Annotated in this window: 14 protein-coding genes; 3 read left to right on the top strand and 11 right to left on the bottom strand. The window is 39.3% G+C overall.

The window, feature by feature from the left end; genetic code table 11:
* Position 1 precedes the first annotated feature (1 nt).
* From ACORHT_RS05670 to ACORHT_RS05690, 5 genes are read right to left on the bottom strand one after another with little or no spacing between them, the layout of a single operon-like run.
* The gene (locus ACORHT_RS05670) at positions 2-604 is read right to left on the bottom strand and encodes an L-threonylcarbamoyladenylate synthase (protein ID WP_434349671.1); all 603 of its coding nucleotides are present in this window, start codon (positions 602-604) and stop codon (positions 2-4) included.
* Positions 588-1,424 carry a peptide chain release factor N(5)-glutamine methyltransferase gene (gene prmC / locus ACORHT_RS05675; protein WP_434349672.1) on the bottom strand — a complete coding sequence of 279 codons (837 nt, stop codon included), beginning with the start codon at positions 1,422-1,424 and terminating at the stop codon, positions 588-590. Before prmC ends, ACORHT_RS05670 begins: the two co-directional genes overlap by 17 nt.
* A complete protein-coding gene (gene prfA, locus ACORHT_RS05680; protein WP_261115812.1) occupies positions 1,424-2,503 on the bottom strand; it encodes a peptide chain release factor 1 in 1,080 nt (359 codons plus the stop codon). The genes prmC and prfA overlap by 1 nt, the downstream gene beginning before the upstream one ends.
* A gap of 9 nt (positions 2,504-2,512) precedes the next feature.
* The gene (locus tag ACORHT_RS05685; protein ID WP_434349673.1) at positions 2,513-2,992 is read right to left on the bottom strand and encodes a GNAT family N-acetyltransferase; all 480 of its coding nucleotides are present in this window, start codon (positions 2,990-2,992) and stop codon (positions 2,513-2,515) included.
* Positions 2,982-3,581: a thymidine kinase gene (locus ACORHT_RS05690; protein WP_434349674.1), complete on the bottom strand. Its 600-nt coding sequence runs from the start codon at positions 3,579-3,581 to the stop codon at positions 2,982-2,984. Before ACORHT_RS05690 ends, ACORHT_RS05685 begins: the two co-directional genes overlap by 11 nt.
* Before the next feature lie 122 nt (positions 3,582-3,703).
* On the opposite strand from ACORHT_RS05690, the gene ACORHT_RS05695 reads away from it, so the two are divergent.
* A complete protein-coding gene (locus ACORHT_RS05695) occupies positions 3,704-3,886 on the top strand; it encodes a 4-oxalocrotonate tautomerase (RefSeq protein WP_001117401.1) in 183 nt (60 codons plus the stop codon).
* A gap of 122 nt (positions 3,887-4,008) precedes the next feature.
* Positions 4,009-5,382, top strand: coding sequence for a tRNA uridine-5-carboxymethylaminomethyl(34) synthesis GTPase MnmE (gene mnmE, locus ACORHT_RS05700; protein ID WP_434349675.1), 1,374 nt, complete (start codon positions 4,009-4,011; stop codon positions 5,380-5,382).
* A 392-nt stretch (positions 5,383-5,774) separates the two neighbouring features.
* Here mnmE and hemH read toward each other — a convergent pair whose 3' ends face one another.
* Positions 5,775-6,869 carry a ferrochelatase gene (hemH, locus tag ACORHT_RS05705; RefSeq protein WP_434349676.1) on the bottom strand — a complete coding sequence of 365 codons (1,095 nt, stop codon included), beginning with the start codon at positions 6,867-6,869 and terminating at the stop codon, positions 5,775-5,777.
* A gap of 154 nt (positions 6,870-7,023) precedes the next feature.
* Here hemH and pepT point away from each other — a divergent pair, with 154 nt between their 5' ends.
* Complete coding sequence (pepT, locus tag ACORHT_RS05710) at positions 7,024-8,247, top strand: peptidase T (protein ID WP_434349677.1); 1,224 nt, start codon at positions 7,024-7,026, stop codon at positions 8,245-8,247.
* Between the two features lie 35 nt (positions 8,248-8,282).
* Here the strand turns inward: pepT and ACORHT_RS05715 are convergent, their stop codons facing one another.
* The 5 genes from ACORHT_RS05715 to lacG all read right to left on the bottom strand — a co-directional run bounded on the left by ACORHT_RS05715 (position 8,283) and on the right by lacG (position 17,130).
* Positions 8,283-11,486 (bottom strand): pneumococcal-type histidine triad protein, encoded by a 3,204-nt coding sequence (locus tag ACORHT_RS05715; protein WP_434349678.1) that lies wholly within the window; start codon positions 11,484-11,486, stop codon positions 8,283-8,285.
* Between the two features lie 7 nt (positions 11,487-11,493).
* Positions 11,494-12,423, bottom strand: coding sequence for a metal ABC transporter solute-binding protein, Zn/Mn family (locus ACORHT_RS05720; RefSeq protein WP_434349679.1), 930 nt, complete (start codon positions 12,421-12,423; stop codon positions 11,494-11,496).
* A 153-nt stretch (positions 12,424-12,576) separates the two neighbouring features.
* Positions 12,577-15,120: a pneumococcal-type histidine triad protein gene (locus tag ACORHT_RS05725; protein ID WP_434349680.1), complete on the bottom strand. Its 2,544-nt coding sequence runs from the start codon at positions 15,118-15,120 to the stop codon at positions 12,577-12,579.
* 306 nt (positions 15,121-15,426) lie between these two features.
* Positions 15,427-15,681, bottom strand: a complete 255-nt coding sequence (locus ACORHT_RS05730) for a DUF3884 family protein (protein ID WP_371607827.1) — start codon at positions 15,679-15,681, stop codon at positions 15,427-15,429.
* Positions 15,682-15,723: 42 nt separating this feature from the next.
* A complete protein-coding gene (gene lacG, locus ACORHT_RS05735; protein ID WP_434349681.1) occupies positions 15,724-17,130 on the bottom strand; it encodes a 6-phospho-beta-galactosidase in 1,407 nt (468 codons plus the stop codon).
* Between the last annotated feature and the right edge of the window lie 63 nt (positions 17,131-17,193).

Raw genomic sequence — 17,193 nt, forward strand, 5'->3', positions numbered from 1 at the left:
ATCATACCTCCTCAAAAGAAATTTCAGGTAGCTTGGCAAGAATGTCTTCTTGAGTGATTGAACCTTGCCGTATAATTTTTGCCTTCTTACCAGTTAAATCTAAAATAGTAGAATCTTTACCTTTTAAAAAATTATCGTCTTCAAGTCCCAAGACCTCTTGGTCAAAATCTTTCAGAATCTCTTTAAAACTAACACCGCTAGCATGACCTGAAATATTGGCAGATGGGCCGATTAAAGGACCAAACTCACGGATCAAGTCCAAGGTAACAGGATGACTAGGCATCCGAAATCCAACTGTAGCCAATTCTGAATTGACCCAGTAGGGAACTCTGTCATTAGCTTCTAAGATAATGGTCAAAGGGCCTGGCAAAAAACTTTCAACCAATTGTTGTAAATAAGTTGGCTGATTCTTAGAAAAGTTCAAGATATCGTCTAAACTAGCAACATTGAGATTGAGAGCCTTATCTCTTGGACGACATTTAAGCTGATAAACATGGTCAACAGCCTTTTTATCCAATGCTTTTGCAAAAAGTCCATAAACTGTCTCCGTTGGCAAAACAACAGCTCCACCATTTTCAAGCTCGTGCTTAATTTTCTCCATCATCAATGACAACCATCCTATCTTGGCCAAATTGGTCTTTCAGAGTTCGAACTCGCTTTTCAGAAAGATGTTTCCTAAAAAGTTCAGGGACACTTTGTCCTTGTTTGTAGCCAATTTCAAGGTAAATCTTACCACCATCTCCTAGATAATTCTTGATTTCCTCAGCAATTCTGCGATAGATTGCTAGGCCATCCTCATCTGCAAAGAGTGCCAGATGAGGTTCTGAATGTAGGACATTCAAACCAACCTCTGACTCATCTCTACGAGAGATATAGGGTGGATTGGAAACAATTATATCATATTTTGAAGAAATTTCAGAGAAACAATCAGATTTTTTTAAAAATATATTAAGATTTTGAATTTCGGCGTTTTTCCTAGCCAAATCGAGAGCATCTTGAGAAATATCGCTAGCTTTAATTGTCCAATCGGGTCTATTTTTAGCTAGAGCAAGGGCAATAGCTCCACTTCCTGTTCCGATATCCAGAACTTTGAGATTATCCTTCGGATTCTCAGCCAGGATGAGCTCCACCAACTCTTCTGTCTCTGGACGGGGAATCAAGACGCGCTCATCGACCTCTAACTGCATCCCAAAAAATTCTGCATGACCGATAATGTACTGGGCAGGTATATGATTTGCCAGTTTCGTGTAAATTTCCTCTACAAACTCTTTTTCTTCCTCTGTAACTTCTTGCTGAAGGGCAAAGACGAAGTCAGTAAAAGATAGATTTTTCAGGCTACGATAGACAAAGGAGAGGCTTTCTGCTTCCTCTCCTTGCGCTATCAACTTTTCCTCAAAATCTTTAAACATTTGAGCTAATTTCATTATTTGTTTAATTCTTCTAGTTTTTGCGTTTGGTCATAGAGCACCAAGGCATCCACAACTTCGTCCAATTTTCCAGACAAAATAGTATCTAGTTTTTGGAGGGTTAAGCCGATACGGTGGTCTGTAACACGGTTTTGTGGGAAGTTATAAGTACGGATTCGTTCTGAACGATCGCCAGTACCGATTGTAGACTTACGCTCAGCGTCTTGTTCATCTTGTGCGATCTGAGCAAAGTGGTCAGCAACACGCGCACGGATGATTTTCATGGCTTTCTCACGGTTCTTCTGCTGAGTACGTTCTTCCTGCATCTCAACCTTGATATTGGTTGGCAAGTGAACGATACGAACAGCAGTCGCAACCTTATTGACGTTCTGTCCACCAGCACCAGAGGCGTGATAGATGTCAACGCGAAGGTCTTTTGGATCAATGTCGTATTCAACCTCTTCCACTTCAGGCATGACAAGAACTGTCGCTGTAGAAGTATGAACACGGCCTTGGCTTTCTGTCACAGGAACACGTTGCACACGGTGAGCACCTGACTCATACTTAAGTTTAGAGTAAACAGACTGACCTGAAACCATGGCAACCACTTCTTTGAAACCGCCGACACCATTCATAGAAGCCTCCATGACTTCAAAGCGCCAGCCTTGGGCTTCCGCATATTTTTGGTACATGGTTAGGAGGTCACCAGCGAAAAGTGCTGCTTCGTCTCCACCAGCTGCACCACGGATTTCTAGGATGATGTTCTTGTCATCGTTTGGATCCTTTGGAAGGAGCAAAATTTTCAATTTTTCTTCGTATTCTTCTTTTTCAGCCTTGGCATCTTTGAGCTCTTGCTTAACCATTTCTTCCAAGTCCGCGTCTCCACCTGATTCCTTAATCATCTCTTCAGCATCAACGATGTTTTGAAGGACTTGTTTGTATTCGCGGTAGGCAGTTACGGTATCACGAGTAGAAGCTTCCTCTTTTGAAAGCTCCATGAAACGCTTGGTATCAGAGACCACATCAGGGTCGCTCAGCAATTCTCCCAACTCTTCATAACGGTCTTCTACAGCTTGTAGTTGATCATAGATGTTCATTTTTTCTCCTTATTTCTCAATTGTTAAATCGTATATGGCTACTACTTCGTTCTCAAATATTTCCCCAGTTTCTTTAAATCCATAACTGAGGTAACAAGATCTTGCATGTTCATTTTCTGGTTCATAAGACAACCAAAGTTTATTGGCTAAACCTGCTGGCGCTGTCCGAACATAGTCTAGCACCTTATCCATAATTGGTTTAAAATATCCTTGATCTTGAAAATGCTTATCAATCATGAAACGAAATAGTAAATAATTTCCATTACTAATTCCGATTTTTTTATCATAAGCTAACATCACAAAACCTATGATTGCATCATTATCATAAACTGCCAATGGAGCTACAAAATCTCCATTTTTTGTGTAGACATATGCTTCAGCTAAACTAATTGCGTTAGTAGCAATAAATTGTTTTTGATATTCCTTAACATCCAAATTCAGAACATCATAATAATTTTTCATTGTAACATCTCTTAGTTCAATTGTCATAGTCTTGTTCCTTTTTAGATGTTATCAGTGGGGCAAAATAATGTTTACGGCAAACCGAGATATAGGTTTCATTCCCACCTATCTGGATTTGTTCACCATCGTAGACTGGCAATCCGTCCTGCGTACGCAAGACCATGGTCGCTTTTTTCTTACAATACTGACAAATGGTTTTGATCTCATCAATTTTATCTGCTAATAACAATAGATGTTTAGATCCTTCGAACAGTTCATTGCGAAAGTCGTTCTTTAAACCAAAGGCCATAACGGGTATGTCTAACTCATCGACGACACGAGCTAAATCATAAACATGATGACGCTTCAGAAACTGGGCTTCATCGACCAAAACACAGTAGGGTTTTTCAGGTAAGTCTCGAATAAAACCAAAAATATCCGTAGTATCATCGATAGCAACTGCTGGTCGCTTCATGCCAATCCGACTCGACACATAGCCTATACCGTCTCTTGTATCCAGAGCCGAAGTCATGATAACAACTCCCTTTCCTTGCTCCTCATAGTTATAGGCTACTTTGAGAATCTCAATCGTTTTTCCTGAATTCATGGTCCCATAACGATAATACAACTGTGCCATGCTTCTATTTTACGTCCATTTCTAAATTTTTGCTACATTCTAGTATACCATATTTTCTCAAAGCTTTAAACGGCAAAATGTGGTAAAATAGAAGAAATCAAAAACTAGTGGAGGACGCAATTATGCCATTTGTACGCATCGATTTATTTGAAGGACGCACGTTAGAGCAAAAGAAAGCCCTAGCCAAGGAAGTTACGGAAGCTGTTGTTCGCAACACTGGTGCACCTCAATCTGCTGTTCATGTCATTATCAACGATATGCCTGAAGGAACCTATTTCCCACAAGGTGAAATGCGCACTAAGTAAAGCTTAAGCAATCTGCTTAGGCTTTTCTTTATAAGTAACATTCATTGAAGAAAATACTAAAATTTGTTACAATTTGAAGAGATATTAGTCTATACAAACAAATAAACTATAAAGGAATTGAAATGATTACACGGGAATTTGATACCATTGCAGCTATCTCGACACCGCTTGGTGAAGGGGCTATTGGGATAGTCCGCCTAAGCGGAACGGATAGTTTTGCCATTGCGCAGAAAATCTTTAAAGGCAAGGACTTGAGCAAGGTTGCTAGCCACACTCTTAACTACGGTCACATTGTTGATCCTCAAACTGGTAAAGTCATGGACGAGGTTATGATTGGGGCAATGAAATCTCCAAAGACATTCACTCGTGAGGATATTATCGAGATTAACACCCACGGTGGGATTGCCGTGACCAATGAAATCCTGCAATTAGCTATCCGTGAAGGGGCTCGCATGGCAGAACCTGGTGAGTTTACCAAACGTGCCTTCCTCAACGGTCGTGTGGACTTGACTCAGGCTGAAGCTGTTATGGATATCATCCGCGCCAAGACAGACAAGGCCATGAATATTGCAGTCAAGCAACTAGACGGTTCTCTATCTGACTTGATTAATAATACTCGTCAGGAAATCCTCAATACACTAGCACAAGTAGAGGTTAATATCGACTATCCTGAATACGACGATGTTGAAGAAGCCACTACTGCTGTTGTCCGTGAAAAGACCTTGGAGTTTGAACAACTCTTAACCAATCTCTTAAAAACGGCACGTCGCGGGAAGATTCTCCGTGAAGGGATTTCAACGGCTATCATTGGTCGTCCAAACGTTGGGAAGTCTAGCCTTCTTAATAACCTCCTGCGCGAAGATAAAGCCATTGTAACGGATATTGCAGGTACAACCCGTGACGTCATTGAAGAATACGTCAATATCAACGGTGTACCTCTCAAATTGATTGATACTGCGGGTATCCGTGAAACAGATGACATCGTCGAACAAATCGGTGTTGAGCGCTCCAAAAAAGCCCTCAAGGAAGCTGACTTGGTACTACTCGTCTTAAACGCCAGTGAACCTCTAACTACCCAAGACCGACAACTTCTTGAAATCAGCCAAGATACTAATCGAATCATTCTTCTCAACAAAACTGACCTACCTGAGGCTATTGAAACTACCGAACTTCCTGAAGATGTCATCCGTATTTCGGTCCTCAAAAACCAAAACATTGATAAGATTGAAGATCGCATCAATAATCTCTTCTTTGAAAACGCAGGCTTGGTCGAACAAGATGCTACTTATCTATCCAACGCCCGTCATATTTCATTAATTGAAAAGGCAGTCGAAAGCTTACAAGCTGTAAACGAAGGCCTCGAACTAGGAATGCCAGTTGATTTACTTCAAGTTGATTTGACACGTACTTGGGAAATTCTTGGAGAAATTACAGGAGATGCTGCACCAGATGAACTTATTACTCAGTTGTTCAGCCAATTTTGTCTGGGTAAATAAGAAAAAACTAGGTCAAAAAAATGCTAGTCACCTAAAAAGAGGTTGGGACAAAAAGATCCCGACCTCACTTTTTATTATCAATCATAATTTGACGCGGTAGCTGATTGAACTTTTTGTTCGTCTTTTAGACTCCAAAAAGCTCCTAATCATCCTCGCGGGGCTGGGACTACGAAATCAAGACTTTGTCTATCGATTTCTGTCCCACCGCCTTTTCTTTCACCTTCTAAGTATATCCTGCCTTAGCAGAAATCTGAAACAAACCTTATACTCAATGAAAATCAAAGAGCAAACTAGGAAACTAGCCACAGGCTGTACTTGAGTACGGCAAGGCGACGTTGACGCAGTTTGAATTTGATTTTCGAAGAGTATTACCAGTTCTTTTCTATTTTCACTTAGTCTTTGGGTAACTTGCCAGCTTTTTCAAGCATTTTTTTGATTAAATAAGGCATCTTGACATTTTCACGACCTTTTTTCTCAATTAATTTTTTAACAAATTCTGGCATTTGTAAGTCTTGTGATTCATCTAAAATATTCTTAGTTTCCTCCGAAGGGACTAATTCATCAAAGGTTTCTTCTTCTGGGAGGAATTCTCTAAATTCTTTATGTTCATTAGCTCGGATAATATTGACCAAGGCATCAATCAAACGAGAATCTGTATTTGGCATTGGTGGACGATGGTAGTTCACCTCCAATTCCTGACACAAGTCATGACATTCCACATCGTTGTCAAACAAGACTTCAATATGCTCACTGATAAAACTAATAGGCACAAAAATATAATGCTCTGGATGTTCTTCCTGTTCTCTAAGATATTCCAGAACATCTGGCTTAATCCAAGGAATACCAATATCACTTTCGCTCTGCCAAGTGTTGGTATATTGCTCTGGTTTCAAGCCTAATTTCTCAGCAATTAACTTGCTATTTTCGAAAATCTGGTCGATATAGGGATCACCAAAATCCAAGGCAAAAATGGGTACACTGTGGGCAGAAAAGATGACTTTAAAGCTATCCTGTTTCACCTTTTCTTTTAAAATTTTAGCAATTTCAGCTGTCCAATAGTTTAATAATGCTTCTTCTTGATACCAGTCCTTAATAACTAAAAACTGAATTTGTTTGCTTTCCAGAAACTTTTCGTACCCCATAACAGAGTAAAAGGAATAGTGTGGCTCCAAAATCAAGCAAATACACTGTTCAATGCCATCTGCTTCCATTTGCCGAATTATATCTGGAATAAAAGGGGTTGAAAATTTATTGGCAAAATATACACTATATTCATTTCCTAACCTAGCTTCTACCAAGGCAACTTCTTCACGGGTAATTTTTTGAAGTGGAGTTCCTCCAATTCGAACATAATTATCATAAAGGGTTTGAATCTCGTGGTCTTGAGGTCGAACTCCTCGACGAATGTTGGTAAAAAAGTCGGCTACTCCTTCAAAGGTAATCTCTTCTGGTGAACCAAATGTCATCATTAAAATTGCTTTTTTCATCTCTGCATCCTTGTGATATTTTTATCTTTTTTATTGTATCACTAAAGAAGCCATAAGTAAACGATAACATAAGGATTTTATCTCCCTTCTGACTTTTGTTTTTCTCTTCTTTCTATGATACAATGGTTTTAAAAGAAGGAAAAAAGGAGTTACGATGAAATATCCAACATTGTTGGAGCGTTTTTTGACTTATGTCAAAGTCAATACACGTTCTGACGAACATTCAACCACTACACCAAGTACCCAAAGTCAAGTAGACTTCGCAACCAATGTCCTCATCCCTGAGATGAAACGTGTTGGTTTGCAAAATGTCTACTATCTACCAAACGGTTTTGCTATCGGTACTCTTCCAGCTAACGATCCTAGTTTGACTCGTAAGATTGGCTTTATCTCCCACATGGATACAGCAGATTTTAATGCTGAAGGCGTTAACCCGCAAATTATTGAAAATTATGATGGCGGCGTTATCGAGCTTGGGAACTCTGGTTTCAAACTAGATCCAGCGGATTTCAAGAGCTTAAACAATTATCATGGACAAACTTTAATTACTACAGATGGGACTACCCTTCTAGGTGCTGATGACAAATCTGGTATCGCTGAAATCATGACAGCTATCGAATACTTGACTGCTCATCCTGAGATTAAACACTGTGAAATCCGTGTTGGCTTCGGACCAGATGAAGAAATCGGTGTTGGTGCCAATAAATTTGATGCAGAAGATTTCGATGTCGACTTTGCTTATACAGTTGACGGTGGACCTCTTGGTGAACTTCAATACGAAACCTTCTCCGCGGCAGGTGCCGAACTTCACTTCCAAGGTCGTAATGTACACCCTGGAACTGCTAAGGGACAAATGGTTAACGCCCTTCAGTTGGCAATTGACTTCCACAACCAACTTCCAGCTGGTGACCGACCTGAATTGACAGATGGTTACCAAGGATTCTACCATCTCATGGATGTAACAGGAACTGTTGAGGAAGCGCGTGCTAGCTACATCATTCGTGACTTCGAAAAAGAAAACTTCGAAGCACGTAAAGTTGCTATGCAAGCTATTGCTGATAAGATGAACCAAGAACTTGGTAGTGATCGTGTTTCTTTAACTTTGACAGACCAGTACTACAACATGAAAGAAGTCATTGAAAAGGATATGACACCAGTAACCATTGCCAAAGCAGTTATGGAAGACCTTGGTATCACACCAATTATCGAACCTATCCGTGGAGGAACAGACGGTTCTAAAATTTCCTTTATGGGAATTCCAACGCCGAATATCTTCGCTGGCGGTGAAAACATGCATGGCCGTTTTGAATACGTTAGCCTACAAACAATGGAACGTGCAGTTGACACTATTATTGGAATTGTAGCTTATAAAGACTAAAAAAGACGAGGTAGCGTTGCTACTTCGTCTTTTGCTTATTCTGCTACTTTTTCTGTTGATTCAGGAGTTGCCGCTATAGGTTTTGAGCTTGAATCATCTTGTTTATCACTTGCTGATTCTTTGTTTGTTTCAGCTAGGGCAGCTTTTGTTCTAATTTCTTGATTCAATACTAAGATTTCTTGAGCAACTGATAGAAGAGCTTGCTTGTCTTTGCTAGCTGCTGCTAGTTTATCAAACAGAGCATCTACTTTTTCAAAGTCAGCATCTGAACCATGATTCATCTCCAAATAGCTATGGAGGGCAATAATACCGTTATAAAGCTGTTGATAAAGAGTCATGACCTCTGGGTCTTGGTTGACATTCTCACGTTCATTCTGAATGGTTTGTGAAATACGCTTCAAAAGATCTTGGACTTGCGTATTTAATTCATCAAGGTCAGCATCCTCTTTGTCAAAGGCAACTTTCAGATTCTTCACTTCGTCAACAAGTGAAGCTTTAACACCTTCTTCTTTCACTTGGCTTACCAATTCTACAGCTTTTGTTAAAAGTCCTGCCACCTGACCTTTTAAGACATGGTTACTTTGTTCCTCAGGTTTTATATCATCAAACAAACCTTTCAAGAACTCATAAACTGCAGTTTTAGCACTATGACCATCAACTTTTTCTCTATCTAAGATTGTTTCAGAAGGCTTACTTGCAACTGGCTCATTTTTCAGTGCTTCTTCTACTTCCAGTTTTGTTTGGTAGATTTCTGGGAAGAGTTTGTTCAAGTCAGTTGCCTTAAGGAAGGATTGTGACTGATAAAGTGTCCACGTTAGGTTGGCAACTTTATTTCTAAGAGTGTCATTTAAGCGACCGTCAGATAGATGTTGGTAGAAATACTTGATGTATTCTACTGTTGTAACTCCAGTTCGGTCATTAAAATCTTGCAAAGCTTGTAACTTAGCTTCAACTGCATCTAAACCTGCTTCATCTTGGGCTAGTTTATTTTCTTGAAGCTGAGTCAATAAATCTTTCTTAGGAAGTCCATAAGCATCTGTGTCTAAGGTATTAATCTTATCTACTAAAGCTTGATATTTCTTGTCTAAAGGACTGATTTCTGTTGGTTTGACACTTGAGTCAATGTGAATATACTGCTTATCAAACAAATCCAAAGCTGCCAAATAACCTGCAGTAGAGTTGGTTGATAGCTTCTTCATATTCTCAGAAAATTGACCCAAAGCAAGTTCAATTTGTCTTTGTAAAATTGGTTTATCTTTATAAATTTCGCGACTTTCTGCCAAGAGTTGATCAATCTTATACTGGACTGCTTTTTCATCAAAGGCACCAGGTTGGTAAGTTGACTGTAATGCAGGAATTTTGTTTTTCAAAGCGACTTCATAACCTTTAGTTTGAACCTTGATGTAGTGGTTGTGATCACCATGAGGGATAACAAAGCTACCATTTTCAACCTGCAAGCTATAAGGAGAAACACCATCACGTAGAGCGGTTGTATAGAGTTCGTTTAGGAAATCAAGCTCTGCATCACCTGTTTGGAGAGGAATGCGAACGTGTTCCTTTCGAACTGCATAAGGGTGAATGTGAGTTGGGTCATAAGCCTGGTCTGGATTTCCAAATACAAAGAATCCATTTGAAATTCGGATCGCTTCAAGCGGAACACCATAGGTTTTAGAGATATAAGCTATCTTTTCTTCATCGCTGGCATCTCGAGAGAAAGCTTCTACATCTTTTGCAAGTGGTTTAACAGGTTCTACCTGATGATGTTCCTTCAAGTGCTCCTGAGCAGCCTTAATCTGCTCTGTTGATAAATCCTTTTTAAAGAAATAGTGATTGTGATCTCCATGAGAAACGACAAAACCTTCCTCATCTTCACTTATCACTCGGTCAGCATCGAATGCGTGATCGTGGTCTTCACCATGGTGGTGATCATGCCCGTCTTCATCATGGTGTTCATCCGATGGATTAGGCTTAACTTCGGTTTTACCTTTCAAGTGTTCCTGAGCTTCTTTAATCTGTTGAGCCGTCAAATCTTTTTTGTAAAAATAATGATTGTGGTCCCCATGCGAAACGATAAAACCTTGCTCATCTTCACTTATAACACGATTAGTATCGAATCCGTGATCGTGGGGATTGTCATGATCATGATTCTCTCCATCTTCATGGTCATGGTTGTGCTCATGATCTCCACTAGGTTTGCTTGGAGTTTCTAAAGGATTTGATGGTGTTACAAGACCTGAAAGTGGCATCAAACGAGCAATCTTTTGTTCCAAAGCAGACATACTACTATAGGGAATGAAATGGTAGTGATTACCGTGTGGAATTGCCACCCCTGATGGTGTACGACTGGTAATTTTAGCTGGATCAAATACCAAACCATCAGATTCTCGATAGCGTTGACTAACTGGTAAAGCATATAACTGAGCAAGAAGACTTTGAAGGTCGTCCACTTGAGCTACTGGTTTGTTTGTAGCTGAGTTATCTGCTTGAGGACTTGGTTCAACACTTGGATTCGGTTTATAGTCCGTCACACTCGGTTGACTTCTCCTGCCAGCCAGATAGGCTTGTGCAGCAGCCAACTCGCTTGAGGAAAGTGAACTCTTTGGAACGTAGTGATAATGTCCACCGTGAGGAACGATATAGGCATCACCTGTATCTTCAATGATATCTGCAACATTAAAGACATAACCATCATCCGTTGTATATCGGCCTTGAGCTCGTGCAGCAAGGACTTCCTTAGTTTCATTTCCTCTATCTGATGTGCCTTCCCGTTTCTGACGCTCAATTTGGTCTTTGGTACGAACATTATCTGCATGGCTAGCATCTTTTAGATAGATATAGTATTTGCCATCAACTTTGATGATATAGCCACCTTTAATCTCATTGACAATATCTTCATCCTTCAGCTGATAGTTTGGATCTTTCATGACCAGTTCTTCACTAAAGATAGCATCATAAGGCACCTTACCATTATAGTAATGGAAATGGTCGCCGTGTGAAGTCACATAACCTTGATCAGTGATTTTGGTAACAATCTGTTCAGCTTCTATGCCTTCCTTCTTGCTAACTTGGTCTGGTGTCAGAGTTTCATTCTTTTTAACTTCAGACTCTTTACCATCAACGTAGGATACACGGTTGTCATCTTTTTTCTCAGGTGCTTGATGTTGATTTAAAGCATAAGCACAAACACTTAAGGCAAGGACCACTGCAGATCCCGCTAGATATTTTTTATTAATCTTCATAATCTCCTCATTTCAATTCTTCAGCTAAGATAGCCATATTTTCTTCTAAATTTTCCAAGTAGGACTTGTCATTTTGTGGGTCTGCCTCTAAAGGATTGAGGGTTTTAAGACTCACACCTGTTGATTTGACAAGAGTTTCAGCTACCTTAGATGAAGCATTGCTTTCTGTAAAAATCGTTTTAACCTTATAGGTTTTAACAAATTCCTGAATTTCTGTTAGTTGTCTTGGACTTGGTTCTTGTTCAGGAGAAATCCCTGCAATACCAAGTTGATTTAGTCCAAATCGTTTAGCTAAATATGAAAAGGCTGTGTGTTGGGTTACAAAAGTCTTTTGATTAGCTTTTTCAAAGATGGGTTGGTATTTCTTGGTCAAATCATGAGCTTTAGCACTAAAACTTTGTGCATTTTTCTGGTAAGTTTCTTTATGCTCACTATCAACCTCTGAAAGTTTGTCAGCGATAATTTGCGCTTCTTCGCCAGCTTTTTCAGGATCTAGCCATGTATGAGGATCATACAAGGTTTTCTCATCAATCCCATCCCCTGCCTGCATATCTTCTAAGCCAGGCACGCGCTCCAAGGTCATACCTTCTGATGCTTCTAAGACCTTTACCTTGGATTTTTGCAGGCTTGGATCTAAACTTCCTGCCCATGACTCTAGTGTATGAGAATGATAGACAAAAACATCGGCATCATAGATGGCTGCGATATCATTTGCTGAAGGTTCAAAAGAATGAATACCTGAACTAGACTGAATCATTCGAACATCATTCAAGTCACCAGATACTTCCTTGACCATAGCATAGACAGGATAAAAACTGGTCACAATCTTCATTCCCTTAGTTTCATCACTCTTGTCTTGACTGGTCTTTTGTCCACATGCTCCTAAAACGAGAGCAAGGAAGGCAAGCATGAGCCATAGGATACTTCTTTTTTTCATAACAACTCCTTAACTAGTATTTAACCATTTAATTAACTAGTAAATAGTTTATCTTTATTTAGAAAATATGTCAAGAATTTTTACACAATTTCATAAAAAAGAGAACAGAATCCATATTCTGCTCCCTTTTTATCTTCTATAATAGTTGTATAGTTACTTACTCTCCTTTAACAAGACTAATAACTTTTCAGCTTCTGCCATAATAGTATTGTTGTCCTGAGAACCAAATAACAGGTTATTTTTTAATCCTGTGAGAGTTTCGTTGGCATTGGACTTAAGAATTGGATCCTGAATCTTTTTAAGTAACTCTTCCGCCTCTCTCAGTTTTTCTTCAACCTTTTCAGTTTCAACCTGAGGTTCCTCTGGTTCCGATGGTGATTCTTCTTCTGATTCCTCTGGTTCTTTTGGTTTTGGAGATTCTACTTTCTCATTTTTCGTTTTTTCTTCGCGAGGTTTTTCCTCCTCAATTTTTTCTGTCTGAGGTTTCTCCTCTGTTGGTTTCTCTGTTTGATTGCTAGCAGCTTGACTATTGTGGTTTCTGTGAACATGATCGCTCGCATTGCCCCAACCACTATCTGAATGCGGACGTTCGTTTGGATGTTCGACATAATACTTCACAGTTTCAAATAGCTCTTCTAAAGTATACCCCTTAGGTGCCTCATAAAGTCCTTCGTCAAACCACTCAAATTTGATGTTATGGTAATGGTCATAATGAGGTATAATCAAACTTCCATTTTTAACTTCCACAGTATGTTGTAGATTGTAAGGCATACGGTCAAGTGGTACCTTCTTAGCTGCTTTTACTCGATTGTAAATCGCTTCTGCTCCCTTAGCCTCAGTATTTCCTGAACTTTGATGATTTGTTGAAGGAGGCGTCAAACCTTTCTCTTTAGCATAAGCTTGACCTGCTGCTCTTTCAGCTTCAGATAAACTTTCTTTCTTAATCCAATGACTGTGGCTCATATGCGGAGTTACATAGGCATCCCCCTCATCACTTGTGATATCACGGGGGTCAAAGATATAGCCATCTTCTGTTGTATACTTGCCTGCCAACTTGGCTACTTGAATCTCATCATCTGTGTAAGCTATTTGTGCATTTGGTTTTCCTAAACGTTCTGGATGACGAATCGGCGCTAGAAAAGCAAGGACATCATCAACTAACTTGACTTTATCACTTGACTCATCGTTGAGACGTTCCAATAGTCTATCCAAACCGTCAAAATCAGCTTGGCGCCCTTTATTGGAAATCAAATCTTGATGAACTGTTGCTAGTAAATCATAAACTTTGTTGTAAAATTTTTGATCACCAGATACAAGATTGGTTTTCTTAGCTCCTAACTCATGAGACAAACTTTCTTGTTGAGCAAGTTTATCATCAATGGCTGCAACAGTTTCTGCTGAAAGTTCCTTGGCAAAAATATAACGCGAAATTCCATTCTCTTCGAAGACATAACCATCAACCACCTTTCGAATCGCCTGTTTTACCAATTTTCCATCAATTGGATTGCTTGAAGCTGGTTGCGGATTTGGGACGGGCTGTGGAACTGGTTTTAATGTAGGATTTGGCTGTAAACTAGTAGCTCCAGGAACAGAAACTTTTTTTTGATTACCAACTGGAATCATCCGTGCAATTTTTTCTTCCAAAGCTGACATCTGACTATATAGGATAAAATGGTAGTGATCCCCATGAGGTACTGCTACTCCATTTGCTGTCTTTTTCGTGATTTGCGCTGGATCAAAGACAAGCCCATCTGATTCCACATGTCGTTGGCTGAGTGGCAAGGCATAAAGTTGTTTCAAAAGACTAGATACGTCTTCACTTGGACTTGCTTGATAACTATTATCCACTTGTGGACTAACAGTTGGAGCCCATCTTCTAATATTTGTCTCAACATTACTATGATTTGTTTGTCCATATGAACTACTATTCGATGCCTCTGATGAGCTGCTAGAAGAATTTGTTGACGGTCGATACCCAACTGAGCTTGTTTGGCCACCTTTACCAGATAGGAAGGCTTGGGCCGCAGCAAGTTCGCTAGCTGATAAGTCACTCTTAGGAATATAGTGGAAATGATTGCCATGTGGAACGATGTAAGCATCGCCAGTATCCTCAATAATATCACTTGCATTAAAAACATAGCCGTCATCCGTTGTATAACGTCCCTGAGCCCTTGCTAGGGTAACTTCATTGCTAACTTTTGTTCCACTACCATGTCCGTGTTCTTGCTTCTGACGATTGATCTCATCCTTACTACGAATATTCTCTGAATGGGATGCATCTTTGAGGTATACATAATAGCGACCATCAACCTTAATGACATAACCACCCTTGACTTCGTTGACAATATCCTCATTTCGAAGTTGATAATTCGGATCCTTCATCAGGAGTTCCTCGCTAATAATAGCATCATAAGGAACCTTGCCATTAAAGTAATGATAATGGTCTCCATGTGAAGTTACGTAGCCTTGATCGGTAATCTTAACGACAATCTGTTCTGCATTAATACCTTCTCGCTGACTAACTTCATCTGGTGTCAGATTTTCAGTCTTAGCACTAGCCTGATTCCCTTCTATATAAGACACACGATTAGACTCTTTGCTAGTCTGTACCGTTTGGTAACGCCCCAATTCATAACTTGAAAGGCTTAAAGCTATAAGAGCTACGGAACCAAGAACATATTTTTTATTGATTTTCATCTTAATACACTTTCTATTTCATTTATTCGTTAAAGAAGAACTACACTTTTTCCTAAAGGACTTCCTTAACCAGTTAAACATCTATTTAGAAAAATAACTCACTTTTAAAACTCCTCCTATTTTCTATATTTCAAACAAGATTTGAGCGAGTGAGTTACCTCTTTATGTGCTTAACCAGTTATTTAACTAGTTAATAGTTTACTCCTATAACATAAATCTGTCAAGAAAATTTTTAAAATTTTGGTAAAAAGTAGATAAAAAAGAGGAATATCCCCTAGTATGAGATAGATTCCTCTTTATAATATTTTAGTGTTGAAATGGCATAAAATCCGAAACAAAGAAAATGTTATCCTTATCTTCTGCGTTTACAAAATTTAAAAATAGCTTTTGAAATTCTTCAAATTCATAGTCTGAATGACAAATCCACTCCTTACCCGTCGAGACATACCATTTTCCAAGACTTGCAAGTTGCTCCTTGGTCAAGGATGGTACATGAGAGCAATGTTCAAAGTTAATAATATAAACTTTTTCATAGATTGATTTGATAAAATCTTTCAGCATAAACTTTCCTCGCTTAAATTCTATACCTAATAACTAGTTGTACTATTCAATCACTTGGGTTTCAGCTAGTTTTTTATACCAGTGAGCTGATTTCTTCGGATAGCGTTCTTGTGTTTCGAAATCTACATAAAAGAGGCCATAGCGTTTTTCATAACCATTTGACCAAGAGAAGACGTCCATGAGTGACCAGATGAAGTAGCCTTTGACGTTTGCACCATCTGCAATCGCATCAGACAATACTTCCAAGTGTTGTTTCACATAATCAATACGGCCATCATCGTAAACAGTGTTGTCCACAAATTCATCTTTGTAGCCCAGTCCGTTTTCAGTAATGTAGATCTTCTTGTAGTTTGGATAATCTTTCTTAACACGCATGATCTGGTCGTATAATCCTTGAGGATAGATAATCCAGTCCCAGTCAGTACGAGGTACATAGTCAGGAGCTACACGACGTCCAACACCTTTGATTTGGTATTTAGAGCTTCCTTTTTCTCCTTTACCATTGTGGATGATTTCAGTTTCACCATCAAAGGCTTCCATCCAGTCACTCATGTAGTAGTTAATTCCAAGGAAATCGTTCAAATCTTTAGCTACTTCAAGTGCTGCAAAGTCTTCGTCACGAAGATCCAAGCTACCACCATTGACTGATAAGATATGGTTGACACCTTCCATCGTTTCATCTGAATAATGACCAAGATAAGTTGCATCCAAGATGAATTTATTGTGAATGATATCTTCTAACTCAGCTGCACGAACGTCTGCAGGGTTTTTAGGATCTAATGGATACTTAGTTGGAAGGGCGTGAACAACACCGATTTCACCTTTATAGCCTTTGTCCTTGTACAATTTCACAGCACGAGCATGAGACACCATCATGTTATGGTGTGATTGGAAAACTTTAGCAAGGTCATACTGAATCCCTGGAGGGAATTTCCCTACTAAGTATTGACCATCACCGATTGGTCCAATTTCATTAAAGGTTGTCCAATAGTTGACTTCTGGAAATTCTTCGAAACAGAAGGCAGCATAATTTACAAAGTGTTCGATATTCTCACGATTCAAGAAGTCTCCATTTGAGTGAAGAGCTTCAGGTGTATCAAAATGGTGAAGAGTTACGAACGGTTCTACATGACGTTTATGACATTCTGCAAATAAGTTATGATAGAATTCTACCCCTTTTGGATTTACTTCACCATAACCAGTTGGAAAAATACGTGACCAAGCAATTGAAATACGGATACCGTTTACCCCATATTCCTCAGCTAACTGCAAATCTACTGGATATTTATGGTAAAAATCACTAGCTGGTTCAGCTGTGTACCAATAGTTATCTGCTAGGTATTTGTCCCAGGCAACAGGACCTTTACCATCTGTATGAGTAGCTCCTTCTGCTTGATAAGCAGCTGTTGCGCCACCAAATATAAAATCTTTAGGAAGTGTTTTTGTCATTTTTTCACCTATTTCTTGATTGAATAAAATGAAAAGCGAGCGGAGAGGAGCTAGTGAGCTATC

It is taken from the genome of Streptococcus sp. KHUD_014 (genome assembly GCF_051106275.1).
In the GTDB taxonomy this organism is placed as follows: Bacteria; Bacillota; Bacilli; order Lactobacillales; family Streptococcaceae; genus Streptococcus.